This is a genomic window from Maribacter spongiicola, assembly GCF_052119685.1.
Lineage (GTDB): Bacteria > Bacteroidota > Bacteroidia > Flavobacteriales > Flavobacteriaceae > Maribacter > Maribacter spongiicola_A.
The window spans coordinates 269173-283387 of sequence record NZ_JBGQOO010000004.1; the positions used below are offsets into that span (position 1 = coordinate 269173).

Here is a 14215-nt window from a genome sequence, read left to right on the forward strand (position 1 = left end):
TAATTATGGACTCAAACTATATAAAAGTATTCGGAGGAAATAGCATCGCAGCGAAACGCGTAGAGCTTGCTTTAAAAGAAAAAAACATTGAACCTATTCTTAAAGACGAAACCGAATCTGCTCGCCTAGCAGGTTTTGGTACTCCTTTACCAGAATTGGTAGAAATCTTTGTTAATAAAGATGAAGAAGTAAGAGCCTTGGCTATAATTACAGAAATAAACTAAAATCAATAAAAAAAGCCTCCATAATTGGAGGCTTTTTTTATTGATAATTTTTCTAAAACTATCCTTTACTCAAAGGTGTAATTTCTAATTTTCTAAATTCTACTGGTCCGTGGTCACCTTGTATCATAATTGGTCCGGCTTCTGCTTCATTATTATCTAAAGCACCACCTGTCATCGCCTCAATATTCTGATTTGATATTACAGTTTTTCCGTTAGCTACAATAGTAACTCTTCTTCCAATTAAGGTAATATCATACGTTTGCCACTCCCCTGCTTTCATAGCTGCATTTTCATTCGGTGTAAGTAAACCATAGATTCCTCCAAAATAAATAGATGAAGGCTCTAACCCTATATTATCAGCAATTTGTACTTCGTACCGCCCTCTTAAATACATTCCACTATTACTACCCTCTGGGTATCTAAATTCTGCATGCAATTTAAAATCGTTGAATTTTTCTTCTGACACCAAATTTACTCCAGGCTTTGCACTTGTAAGTATGCCATCTAAAACTGCCCATTGATTGCCAGGCTTCATCTCCCATCCATTTAAATTCTTACCATTAAATAATTTAACGGTCTTGCCTTCTTTAGCATTTTCATAATACGGAAGTTTAGGCGATTTAGTAGCTGTCCAACTATAGGTTTTTCCATCTACATAAATCATGGTTCCTTTTAATTCATTCCCTACAATTTTACCTTCAAATTCCATATTAGAAGCTCCTGGCTCCCACTGTGGTGGTATTGAAAAAGAAAATAACTCACCATGCTTTTCAATTTCTGCAACTGGTCTTGCGCTACCAAAAGCATAAGTAAATCGACCGATTAATGTATTGGTACCTGAATGCCTAATTTCTAACCAAGATGGTAATTTCTCTCCTTCTTGATCAATCGTTAAATTCCATTTTCCTTCTAAAGGATGTCCCTCTTGAGCTTGAGCCATATTTAAGCTAAAAGCGACAAGAACAAGGAAAATCAATGTTGTTTTAATAGTATTCATATTATTATGGTTTGATAAGTAATCAAATATAACCGAAGTTTTAAATACGGTATCCTAACAAATAACTAAATTTTTCTAAATCCTAAAAAAATACAACCTGATAATATGATGTTAATAATTTAACCATACTGCAATTTCATTATTGATTATCTACATTATTCGCTACATTTAAGTTTCAATTCAAATAATAACAATGACATTCATTAAAAAATTGCTATTGGGATTCTCGTCCCTTTTATTTTTTTGCATTTCGTGTATAAATAAAAAACCTGTTGAAATACCCTTAACCATTCAACAAGACAGCACAGATCTAATTGAAATGGCGAAAATTGCCAGAGAAACCGTTACCGCAAAAGTTGCTGACGGACTAGTATTAAGTTTATGGGCATCTGATTCTTTGGCTCCTGATCCTATTGCGATGGATATCGATGATGAAGGGATCATTTACATTACAAGATCTAATAGAAATAAAAACTCAGAATTCGATATCCGCGGTCATAGAGATTGGATGTCAGAATCTATAGCATTTGAATCTGTTGAAGATAGAAGGGCTTTTCTTCATAAAACTTTTGCCCCTGAGCTTAGTAAAGAGAACGAATGGTTTCCTGATTTAAATAATGATAGCATTCACGATTGGCATGATCTTACCGTTGAGCAAGACGAAATTTGGATGTTAGAAGATACAGACAAAGATGGCATTGCCGATGTTTCTACCCAAATCATGAACGATTTTAATGATGAAATCAATGATCAAGCAGGTGCACTTTTAGTTCGTGATAACGATATTTTTGTAGGTATTGGTCCCGGTATGTATCGACTTACAGATACTAACGGCGATAAAATTTTAGATGAAAAAACGAGCATCGCCGATGGTTTTGCTGTGCATATTGGCTTTAGTGGTCATGGTATGTCTGGCGCAATCGAAGGTCCTGATGGTAAAATATATTGGGGCATTGGAGATATTGGTGCCAATATTACCACTGTGGATGGTGAAAATCATAAATACCCAAACGAGGGAATTATTGTTAGAAGTAATCCTGATGGTACCGATTTTGAAGTTTTTGCTCACGGATTAAGAAATACTCATGAATTTGTTTTTGATGCCTACGGAAATATTATTTCTTCAGATAATGACGGCGACCATAAAGGTGAGAGCGAACGGTTGGTACATATTGTAGAAGGTTCTGATGCCGGATGGAGAGCTAATTGGCAATACGGAAAATATACAGACCCTAAAAATAATGGTTATAATGTTTGGATGGATGAAAAACTATTCACTCCACGTTGGGAAGGTCAGGCTGCATATATTATGCCTCCAATCCAAAATTTTCATAATGGACCAACCGGAATGAGATATAATCCTGGTACCGCACTTGGTAAAAAATGGATGGATAGGTTCTTTTTAGTTGAATTCGTAGGCGACCCTAGCAGATCAAATATTTGGTCGTTCGATCTTAAACCAAAAGGCGCTTCTTTTGAATTGAATACCGATGAATCTATTCTATCGGGCGTATTACCAACAGGAATAGATTTCGGACCTGATGGTGCGCTATACCTTGCCGATTGGGTTAATGGCTGGGGAAGTAAAAATTATGGCAGAGTATGGAAATTAGACGTTAGCGAAGAAACCAATGATCTCGCGCAAGAACGTTTGAAAACTCAAGAATTAATGACCCATAATTATGAAGATGAAAAGACTGATAGCTTGGTAAGTCTATTATCATACAACGATATGAGAATTCGCCAAAAAGCACAATTCGAATTGGCTAAAAGAACTTTTTGGGGCTATAGAGCTTTAGAAAAAGTGGTTCAAGAAGATGAAAACCAATTTGCACGTATTCATGCTATTTGGGGTATTGGTCAAATTGCAGCGAATGATAAAAATGAGGCAAAACCGTTATTGAATTTACTACATGACGAAGATCCTGAAATTGTTGCGCAAAGCGCAAAAGTTTTGGGGGACTTAAGATATGAAAAAGCAGCTGACAGCCTTATTTCGTTGACTACTCATGAAAATGATCGAGTAAAATTCTTTGCCGCTCAAGCTTTGGGTAGAATGAAGTATGAAAAAGCGATTGACCCATTATTGGGAATGATCGAAGCAAATAATGATCAAGATTTATACTTAAGGCATGCAGCTGTATTAGCACTGTCAAGAATTGGTAATGCCGAACCTTTATTAGCACTTGCCAATAGCGAAAACAAAAGTTTACGTATTGCCGCAGTTTTGGTATTAAGAAAACTACAAGAGCCTAAAATTTCTATATTTTTATCTGATAAAGATGATTATATCGTAACAGAAACTGCTAGAGCCATAAATGATGACCTTTCTATCGAAGCAGCCCTACCAGCATTGGCAGCGATACTTACTAACGAAAAATTCAAATCTGAACCTTTGATACGTAGAGCAATTAATGCTGCATTACGTGTTGGTGGTGATGAGCAATTAGAAATGCTCATTAATTTTGCCAAACGTAGAAATGTGTCTAGCGATTTACGTGGCGAAGCCCTTGCAGCTTTAGGTACATGGAACCAGCCTTCTCTATTAGATCGTGTTGATGGTAGATATAGAGGTGAAATAATCAGAGAAAATGGTCAGTTAGAAGAGAAAATAAAAAAAGATATTCCCTCGTTTCTTAGAGAGCGTCAACCAGAAATTTTAATTGGTATCTCAAAAACTTTGAGCGCAATAGGCATAAGCTCATATAATAATGATTTATACGCTATTTTTAAATCAAATTCATCTCCCGAAGTTCGTGCTGCAGTATTAACTACTTTAGGTCAATTAAATTTCGATAAGATGGAAGCTGCCATGTCTATTGGCATGCAAGATAAAAATGAAGAAGTGCGAACCGCTGCCGTTGGTCTATTAGGGCAATTAAATTTACCGAAAGAGAAATTACCTGCCATAGTAGATCCTATTTTTAAGAAAGGTTCTGTTTCTGAGCAACAAAGAATGTTAAACGTTCTAGGCGATTTATCTGACGAAAAAAGCAACGCCATTTTAATCAGCCTTATTGACAAAGCCAGTAGAGACCAATTAAAACAAGGTATTTATTTAGATCTAATCGAGTCGGTAAAAGCAACAGAAAATCCAGCTTTAATTGCGCAATTAGATAAACTAAAAAAAGCAGGCTATTCCTCCGATTCTTTTCAAGAAACACTTTATGGTGGTAATTGGTGGGCGGGCAGATCTGTTTTCAACAACAACCCAACGGCACAGTGTGTACGTTGCCATGCAGTAGGTGGTTCAGGCGGCGAAGTGGGACCGGCTTTAGATAATATTGGCAATATCTTAAATAGAGAGCAACTACTTGAAGCTCTTATAGAACCAAGTGTAAGACTAGCTCCTGGTTATGGAACCGTAACGATTACTTTGAAAGACGGACAAAAAGTTCAAGGTGTTTTAATTGAAGAGAATAATACGGAGATTTTATTAAGAACATCTGAAGCTGAACCTTTGAGAATTCCATTATTGAGAATTGCTAGTAGAGAAAATTCTTTATCGGCAATGCCTGCTATGGGCCGCATGATTTCTAGAAGAGAACTCCGTGATCTTATAGAGTACCTTGGTTCTTTAAAAAATAAAGTTCGGATTATTGAAGGGGAAGATAAAGAAGTATAAGCTATAAAGAGGAAAGTTCTGCTTTCCTTTTATAAAACCCCCTCATAATATCTTTAACAATTTCACAAGCAGGTTTTATGTCGTGAATCAAAGCAGATACTTGACCTATTTCTAGCTCACCATCTTCTAAGTCGCCTAAGAACATGCCTTTTTTGGCACGACCTCTACCTAAAAGTGTTTTCAACTCTTCGGTAGTTGCTCCGTCAACGTATGCTTTTTGAACTTCGTTATAGAATTTGTTTTTCACTAAACGAACGGGTGCCAGTTCTTTTAATGTCAAATGAGTATCACCTTCTTTGGAATTTACGACAACTTCCTTAAAATTAATATGATTTGATGCTTCTTCACTTGCTACAAATCGACTACCTACTTGCACTCCGTCAGCACCTAAAACCATGGCAGCTAACATGGCGCTACCTGTTGCTATGCCTCCCGCAGCAATCAAAGGAATAGTTATTTTTTCTTTCACTGCAGGTATCAACACCAGAGTTGTTGTTTCATCACGCCCATTATGTCCGCCTGCTTCAAAGCCTTCTGCAACAATAGCATCTACCCCGGCTTCCTGAGCTTTCAATGCAAACTTCAAGCTACTCACTACATGTACAACAGTAATTCCTTTTTCTTTTAGGATGGATGTCCATGTTTTCGGATTTCCCGCAGATGTAAATACAATTTTTACATCCTCCTCGATTATAATATCCATCAACTTATCAATATCAGGATACAACATAGGCACATTAACCGCAAAAGGTTTCGAAGTCGCCTTCTTGCATTTCTGAATATGCTCTTTTAAAACATCAGGATACATACTTCCCGAACCAATAACACCCAAACCCCCACTGTTAGAAACAGCACTGGCTAATCGCCATCCGCTAGTCCAAATCATTCCTCCTTGAATAATAGGGAATTCTATCTTAAAAAGTTCGGTAATTCTATTTCGCATGAATGAAGTAATTTACCTCGAAGTAATCACCCAAGGCTTTGTGTTGAAAATTTTATTTAGAATTCCACGCAAGCATTGAAACTCTTATATCTCGATAATTGAGTAAAAAATTACATTTTAAAGATACTATTATGCGCTTTAAAATGTAACACTCCAGCTATGAAATTACACCCGACCCTACAAGGTCATCTTCAATATACCATGCTACAAACTGACCTTCGGTAATTGCAGATTGCATTTCTTTAAAATCAACATACATACCACCTTCTACTCTGTATATAGTTGCTTCTTGTAGTTCTTGGCGGTACCTAATACGTGCTTTTACTTCTAATTTTTTATCAATTTTCAAAGCTAAATCTGTACGTACCCAATGTATTTCTTCGTCTTTAACGAACAAGGTTCTTCTATACAAACCAGGGTGTGCTTTACCTTGACCGGTGTAAATGATATTCTCGTTAACGTCGGTATCAATTACAAATAAAGGTTCTTTGGTACCACCTACATGCAACCCTTTGCGTTGACCTTTTGTAAAGTAGTGCGCACCTTGGTGTTCACCAACTATCTTACCATCTGCTAAATGATAAACCGGTTTTTCTGCATAAAATTTTAATTCAGCGTTTTTATCTGTAAACGATGGTATAGCTCTTTCGTAACTATCAAATGCTGCAGGAACCTCAACAATTTTCCCCGTTTTAGGTTTTAATTGTTGTTGTAAAAACTCTGGTAATCTAACCTTACCAATAAAACATAAACCTTGTGAGTCTTTTTTATCTGCTGTAATCAGGTTCATTTTTTTGGCAATTTCCCTCACTTGCGGCTTGGTCAACTCCCCTATCGGAAATAATGTTTTTGATAATTGCTCTTGTGATAATTGGCATAAAAAATAAGATTGGTCTTTGTTACCATCTTTTCCTGCCAATAATTGATATGTCTCAGAACCATCAGAATTATGAAGTGTCCCTTTTCTACAATAATGACCCGTGGCAACATAATCCGCCCCTAATTGCATGGCAATTTTCATAAAGACATCAAACTTGATCTCTCTGTTACACAGCACATCAGGGTTCGGGGTACGCCCCATTTCATATTCCTTGAACATATAATCTACTATACGCTCTTTATATTCTGCACTTAAATCAACTGTTTGAAAAGGAATACCTAGTTTCTCAGCTACAATTAACGCATCGTTACTATCTTCTAACCACGGACACTCTTCTGATATCGTTACAGAATCATCATGCCAATTCTTCATGAACAAGCCAATAACATCATAACCTTGCTCTTTTAGCAAGTATGCCGCTACGCTTGAATCTACTCCTCCAGAAAGTCCTATTACTACTTTTTTCATATCATCTTCTTGGTCGCAACAAAATTACAAAATTTCAATTCAGGAATACATTTTTTTGAACAAGCATGAAAGACTCGTAGAACTAAAATGTATAGGTTTAAACGTATTTCTCAAATTGGCATCAAGTAACACTATGTTAAACTTTTCTAAATATATATTAAACATAATTTTATTAATATGGAGTCAAACTGCCGTGATATATGTATTTAAAGGCTTATTTTTAGAATAAAAAGGAATTAAGTTGTCATTTTTTTAACATATTGATAATTTTTTCATTTAATATTTTGTTTAGCTTTGAATTAAAATAGTTCAACAATAAATAATAAGAAATGAAAAATCTAGGTAAAATTTTAAAATCGACAGTAATGGTAATGCTGTTAGTTTTTGCTACTTCTTGTAGCGATGATGACAACGATGATCCAGTAATTATCGTTGAAGAAGACAACATAGTAGAGGCTGCACAAAAAACGAGTTCTTTAAGCTCTCTAGTATCAGCATTGGCAAAAGCCGATGAAAGTGCAAATAACGATTTGATTACCGCTTTAAGTAGTGAAGGTCCATTTACGGTTTTAGCACCAACAAATGATGCATTCGCAAGTCTTTTAGCTCGATTAGACGGTTTTAATTCATTAGAAGATTTTAACAATGAGCAGTTGCAAGACTTATTGGCAACAATTTTAAAATATCATGTAGTATCTGGAGCTGCAGTAAGTTCTGGAGATTTAACAGAAGGGCAAACCATAACTACACTACAAGGAGAAACACTAACTGTTAGCATTGCTAACGGAGTTACCTTTGCAGATGCCGCAGCCGAAATGGCTACGGTAACTACTGCCGACGTAGAAACACAAAATGGTATTGTGCATATTATCGATAAAGTATTGATTCCTCAAGAAGCTTTAGATGCATTGAGCAGTGTCTTATTGACTTCTATTACCGATTTGGCTATTTCAGTACCAAGTCTAAGTATATTAGTTGAGGCATTAATAGCTGCTGATGGAGACTTACCAACAGTATTGGCAGGTGAAGGTCCGTTTACCGTATTTGCCCCAACAAATGATGCCTTTGCTGCTTTTTTAGAAGCAAATGATTTTACTGCTCTTAGCGATATTCCAACAGATGTTCTTACGCAGGTTTTATTAAACCACGTTGTAGCAGGTACCAATTTATCAACTGATTTGGCTACCGGATATGTTTCAACTCTTTCAACCGCAGGCCCTAACGATGCAAATCTTAGTATGTTTATAAATATAGAAGATGGTGTTGTTATTAATGGTGTTTCTACGGTTACCGCTGCTGACAACAAAGCAATTAATGGTGTAGTTCATATTGTTGATGCAGTAATAGGCTTACCTAACATTGTTGATCATGCAGTAGCAAATCCTAATTTAACATCTTTGGTAGGTGCACTTACGGCAGACGGCAACACAACTTTTACTACATTACTTTCTGATTCAGAAACTGACTTTACAGTATTCGCTCCATTAAATTCTGCTTTTGACAGTTTTACAAATCCTTCAGATAATGACATCAATAGTATTTTAGCAAACCACGTAATTTCTGGCGCAGCTGCTAATGCAGCAAGTCTTTCTAATACATATTTTAACACTGCCGCGACTAATGTGGATGGCGATAATTTAAGTATTTATGTGAATGTTGATGATGGCGTAACATTAAACGGAACAAGCTCAGTTGCTGCAGCTGATATCGTTGCCACTAACGGAATTATACATGCGGTAGATATGGTAATTGATTTACCAAGTGTAGTAACGTTCGCAACAGCCGACCCGAACTTCAGTTCACTTGTAGGCGCATTAACTGCTGAAGGTCAACCAGATTTCGTAAGCGTTTTAAGTACAGCTACCGGTACAGATCCTGCACCTTTTACAGTATTCGCACCTACTAACGAAGCGTTTGCAAACTTAGCAGCAGTACCAAGCGGAGAGGTATTAACAGCTGTATTAAATCATCATGTTATCGCTGGCGCAAATATTGTTTCTAGCGACTTGAGTAACGGATTGGTTTCTCCTGGTACCTTAGAAGGTGACACTTTAACTTTTGCTATCGATGGTGATGGTAATGTTACAATCACTGATGGTTCGGGTAATGCAGAAATCGGCATTATTGCGGTTGATGTTCAAGCTAACAATGGTGTTATACATGCTATCGACACCGTTATGATACCAGACACAACGAACTAACTTATACCTTTTTTCAAAACTTAAAGAGCCGCAATATGCGGCTCTTTTTTTATATATGTAAGAAACATCTTTCCAAATTTTAATTTTTTTTTGTTAAACTTTTTTAAAAATTTATTAAACATAATAATAGTTCGCTATTTTTATTAATATTCTATTTATCAGGTATATATATTATTTATTTAACAAATAAACCTTGTACATGTTTCACAATTAAAATTTTTACTTAAACAATCTAAAAACACTATTATGAAAAAAATTCTACAATTAAAAAATCTCTTTCTTATTCTCACGGTCTCATTGTTCATTTGGTCTTGTGATAAAAATGATTCTGAAGAAACCTCAATGTCTGAAACGATGACTATTGTTGAAACCGCACAAAATCAAGATGCTTTATCGTCTTTAGTAGCTGCTTTAAGTACTGCTGATAATTCTGAAGGCACTGATTTAATAGGCACCTTAAGTTCAGATGGTCCATTTACAGTTTTTGCACCAACTAACGATGCCTTTACTGAATTACTGACACAATTAGACGGCTTTGATTCTTTGGCTGATTTTGATACTGACGAAGAAAGAGCAATTTTAACTACAATTTTAACCTACCATGTGGTTGCTGGTGTTGCCGCAAAATCTACGGATCTAACCAATGGAATGACGGTTGAAACTGTTCAAGGAGAAAATTTAGTGATTAATCTAGACGGAGGCGTTTTTATAAACGATGCTACAGAAATAAACGCTGAAGTACTAATTGCTGATGTAGAAGCAAGTAATGGTGTTGTTCATGTAATCAACAAAGTTTTATTGCCACAGGCAATTATCGACGCCTTAAATGAAGGCGAAATGACCAACTAAATTGGAACTTTAGTAGATATCGTTGTAGCAACTGAACCACTTTCGCTCTTAGAAGCTGCGGTTATAAAGGCAGATTTGGCAACTACACTTAGTTCTGAAGGTCCATTTACTGTGTTTGCACCTACAGATGACGCATTTGTAGCATTATTGGATATTCTAGGGGATGATTATAATAGTTTAGAAGACTTTGATACAGAAGCAGAAATTGCACTATTAAAAAATATTCTTTTATTCCATGTAATTACTGCTAAAGTTACTTCAGCAGATTTAGCCGCAGGAAATGTTCCAACTGCATTTGAAGGAAATAATATAGAGGTAATAGCATCTGGCGATACTTTTGTAATTGGTGATGCATCAGACGTAAATGCCAATATTACAGGTGTTGATATAATGGCGTCTAACGGGGTTCCCCATACTATCGACAAAGTATTATTACCACAAGCTGCTATTGACTTCGTTTTAGGTTTACAATTAAAAACAATTGTTGATACTGCTGTTGCAACCGACGACTTAAGTTTATTGGTTGATGCCTTAATTCAAGCTGATGCTGGTTTGGTTGCTACTTTAAATAGTGATGGTCCGTTTACGGTTTTTGCTCCTACAAATGCTGCTTTTGCTGCATTATTAGTTGCATTAGGTGATGATTTTAACAGTCTTGCCGATTTTGATACCGATGAAAAAAAGGCGCTTTTAACTAAAGTATTAACGTATCATGTAGTTGCTGGAGCGGCTGCTTTTTCTACAGACTTAACTAATGGTCAAGCTATTGAAACTGTACAAGGTGAAAATGTAACTGTTGCTTTAACAGATGGCGGAGTACAAATAATGGATGCTACAGGTATAAATGCCAACGTTGCGTTAGCAGATGTTGCCGCAAGCAATGGTGTTGTACATGTCATTGATAAAGTTCTTTTACCACAAGAAGTTTTAGATATATTAGCTGCCATGAGCTTAAAAACAATTGTAGATACTGCAATTGCTACAGATGATTTAAGTGTATTGGTAGATGCATTAATTCAAGCTAATGCAGGTTTGGTAGAAACTTTGAACAGCGATGGTCAATTTACGGTGTTCGCACCTACCAATGCCGCCTTTGTTGAACTATTAAACACATTAGGTGATAATTATAATAGTCTTGCCGATTTTGATACTGACGAAGAAAAAGAATTACTTGTTACTATTTTAACCTACCACGTGGTAGCTGGTACGGCAGCTTTTTCAACTGACTTAAGTGATGGTCAACTAATAGACACCTTTCAAGGTGAAAGTGTACGTGTAACTATTAAGGACGGAACCGTTCACGTAGGTGACGCTACAGATGTCAATGCATCTGTTGTTTTAGCTGATGTAGCTGCAAGTAATGGTGTTGTTCATGTAATCAACAAAGTATTACTACCTCAAGCTGCTTTAGATGCACTAACACCCGCGATACCAAACATAGTAGAGACTGCCCAAAGTGTTGATGATTTAAGTTTATTGGTCGAAGCTCTTATTCAAGCGGGTGCTGATTTGGTCGCTACACTTAGCAGCGAAGGTCCATTTACAGTTTTCGCTCCTACTAATGCTGCATTTGTAGCTTTGTTAAATGATTTAGGCGACAACTTTAATAGTCTTGCCGATTTTGATACGGATGAGGAAAAAGCCTTATTAGCAAAATTACTAACATACCATGTCGTTGCTGGGGCAGCTGTAGCTTCTACAGATTTAACTGACCACCAAGAAATTAGCACAGTACAAGGCGAATCTTTATTTGCTATTTTAGGTCATGGAGTACAAATAAGAGACAAGTCTCATGTCGATGCAAATGTAACCACGGCAGATGTAATGACCTCTAATGGAATAGTACACATTATAGATAAAGTTTTACTTCCGCAAGAGATAATTAACGCACTACATTAAGATTCAATCAATCAGATAAATTTAAAAACCTTCCTAGATATAGGAAGGTTTTTTTATACCTCAAAAATTCTAACAACAGCATACCCAACTTTAGCATACAATAACGCACCCTTGACAACTAACTTTTTATATAACCTTCATTTATTTTCATCTTTGACATCCCAAATCTTACCAAACCAAGCCTTAACCAATGGCAAAAGCCCTTTCAAAATTGAAAGGGCTTTTTAATTTTATAACACTAAGGTTTTTTAATTTTTCTTCTGAGCTTCTGCTTGTTCCATCATTTCACGCATTTTCTTTTGGAACTTGTTTTCCTTCTTCGGTTTCTTCTTGTTCTCTTGTATCTGGGCATGAATTTTATCATTATCCAGAATAAAGTTCTTGATCACCAGCATAATACCTATAGTAATCATGTTAGAAACAAAGTAGTACAAACTCAATCCACTTGCATAGTTGTTAAAGAAAAATAACATCATAAAAGGCATTAGATACATGATAAACTTCATGTTAGGCATACCAGGTTGTGTTGGCATATTCTGACCTGTTGTCATCATCATGTAAAAGAATATAGCGATAGATGCTAATATTGGAAACAAACTCACGTGATCGCCGTAAAACGGAATAGAGAACCCTTCTGGAAATTGATAAATAGTATCAAAAGAAGAAAGGTCATCTGCCCATAAAAACGGCTTTTGCCTTAATGCAAAAGATGTTGGGAAAAACATGAACAGCGCATAGAAAATTGGCATTTGTATGACCGCAGGTATACAACCACTCATGGGGCTAACACCAGCTTTACCATACAATTTCATGGTTTCTTGTTGCTTCTTCATCGCATTATCTTTGTACTTCTCCCCTAGCTCTGTAATTTCTGGTTTTAACACCTTCATCTTAGCTTGAGATAAATACGACTTGTATGTTACAGGAGACATTGCCAAACGAACTAGAATTGTCATAATAACAATCGCAATACCGTAAGGAAAATAAGTACTGATTAACCCGTAAAAAGGAGTAAATACGTAACGGTTTATCCAACCGAAAATACCCCAACCAAAAGGAATGGAATCTACCAAACCTAAATCTTCATACTTAGATAAGGTATTAACATCTGTAGGACCAAAATACCAATGTAAATCTTTAGAAATTTCTCCGCCCTCCAATTCTACCGGTAATGCAGATGCATATTCTTTTGTAAATCCGAAAGTTCTACTTTCTTCCTCTACTAAATTAACAGAAGTAAGATCTCCACTTTTAAATGGCTGATCTGCTGCTAGAATACTACTAAAAAAGTGTTGTCTGTAAGAAATCCATTTTACTTCTTCTTCAGTTTCTTCATCATCACTTCCTTCAGAAAGCTTACTTATTTTACCATCTTCATGATTATAAGTTAAACGCGTATATCTATTCTCGTACTGTATACTTTTAGAATGACGAATAGCTTTTAACTTCCAGTCTAATTGAACTGGCTTGCTAGAACTTATAACATTATCTAAGCCTTTTGACTTTATCGTGAAATCTACCAAATAATCATTCGGTTTCATTTCATATCTATATTCTAGATATTGATTGCTAGAAGTTTTCGCTTTTAATGACAATACTTGGTTGCCATTATCATTGGTCATTGATGGTTCAAAATAAAGATCTTGAGTATTCAATGTTCTATTATCAGAGGTCGCAAAATCTAATCCGAAAGAAGCATTACCGTCTTTCACCAAATAAACTGGTATAGAATCGTAGGTAACGAATTGTTTCATTTTCGCTTCTACGATCTGCCCACCTTTATTACTGATTTTCAATAATAGAACATCGTTCTCTAACGTAGTAATATCATTAGAAGGTTTTGTAAAACCAAAAGCACCAAGTTTACCTTGATAATTAGCAACTGCAGTAGAATCTTGTAAATTTAGCTGTGGTACATCATTAATAACAGTTTGTGTTTCTGATTTTTCTGATGCCTCTGCAGCCTCTACTTGTTCTTGCTTTGCCTTTTCTGCCGCTAACTCTTCTGGAGTTGGTTGGTTTTGGTAAAACATGAAGATGAGTATTCCAAATATAAGCACGAAGCCAATTATGGATTGTACGTCAAATTTCTTTTCTTCCATGTGGTATATCTAATTAATTGGGAATAT

General features: G+C 35.9%; 9 protein-coding genes. 5 read left to right on the top strand and 4 right to left on the bottom strand.

Features of this window, described 5'->3' with window-relative positions; all coding sequences use genetic code 11:
* Nucleotides 1-5 precede the first annotated feature (5 nt).
* Nucleotides 6-224, top strand: coding sequence for a putative signal transducing protein (locus tag ACEN2N_RS09325; protein ID WP_441824071.1), 219 nt, complete (start codon nt 6-8; stop codon nt 222-224).
* A gap of 58 nt (nt 225-282) precedes the next feature.
* Here the strand turns inward: ACEN2N_RS09325 and ACEN2N_RS09330 are convergent, their stop codons facing one another.
* The gene (locus ACEN2N_RS09330) at nt 283-1221 is read right to left on the bottom strand and encodes a 3-keto-disaccharide hydrolase (RefSeq protein WP_441824072.1); all 939 of its coding nucleotides are present in this window, start codon (nt 1219-1221) and stop codon (nt 283-285) included.
* Between the two features lie 193 nt (nt 1222-1414).
* On the opposite strand from ACEN2N_RS09330, the gene ACEN2N_RS09335 reads away from it, so the two are divergent.
* Complete coding sequence (locus ACEN2N_RS09335) at nt 1415-4846, top strand: HEAT repeat domain-containing protein (protein WP_441824073.1); 3432 nt, start codon at nt 1415-1417, stop codon at nt 4844-4846.
* 1 nt (nt 4847) lies between these two features.
* On the opposite strand, the gene ACEN2N_RS09340 is transcribed toward ACEN2N_RS09335, so the two are convergent.
* The gene (locus ACEN2N_RS09340; RefSeq protein WP_441824074.1) at nt 4848-5789 is read right to left on the bottom strand and encodes an NAD(P)H-dependent flavin oxidoreductase; all 942 of its coding nucleotides are present in this window, start codon (nt 5787-5789) and stop codon (nt 4848-4850) included.
* Between the two features lie 157 nt (nt 5790-5946).
* Nucleotides 5947-7137, bottom strand: coding sequence for a tRNA 2-thiouridine(34) synthase MnmA (gene mnmA, locus ACEN2N_RS09345; protein ID WP_441824075.1), 1191 nt, complete (start codon nt 7135-7137; stop codon nt 5947-5949).
* A gap of 329 nt (nt 7138-7466) precedes the next feature.
* Here mnmA and ACEN2N_RS09350 point away from each other — a divergent pair, with 329 nt between their 5' ends.
* The 3 genes from ACEN2N_RS09350 to ACEN2N_RS09360 all read left to right on the top strand — a co-directional run bounded on the left by ACEN2N_RS09350 (nt 7467) and on the right by ACEN2N_RS09360 (nt 12086).
* On the top strand, nt 7467-9338 hold the full coding sequence (locus tag ACEN2N_RS09350; protein ID WP_441824076.1) for a fasciclin domain-containing protein: 1872 nt from the start codon (nt 7467-7469) through the stop codon (nt 9336-9338).
* Between the two features lie 246 nt (nt 9339-9584).
* A complete protein-coding gene (locus ACEN2N_RS09355; RefSeq protein ID WP_441824077.1) occupies nt 9585-10187 on the top strand; it encodes a fasciclin domain-containing protein in 603 nt (200 codons plus the stop codon).
* A gap of 18 nt (nt 10188-10205) precedes the next feature.
* A complete protein-coding gene (locus ACEN2N_RS09360) occupies nt 10206-12086 on the top strand; it encodes a fasciclin domain-containing protein (protein ID WP_441824134.1) in 1881 nt (626 codons plus the stop codon).
* A gap of 248 nt (nt 12087-12334) precedes the next feature.
* Here ACEN2N_RS09360 and yidC read toward each other — a convergent pair whose 3' ends face one another.
* Entirely contained in the window at nt 12335-14188 is a 1854-nt protein-coding gene (gene yidC, locus ACEN2N_RS09365; RefSeq protein ID WP_441824078.1) for a membrane protein insertase YidC, read from the bottom strand.
* Between the last annotated feature and the right edge of the window lie 27 nt (nt 14189-14215).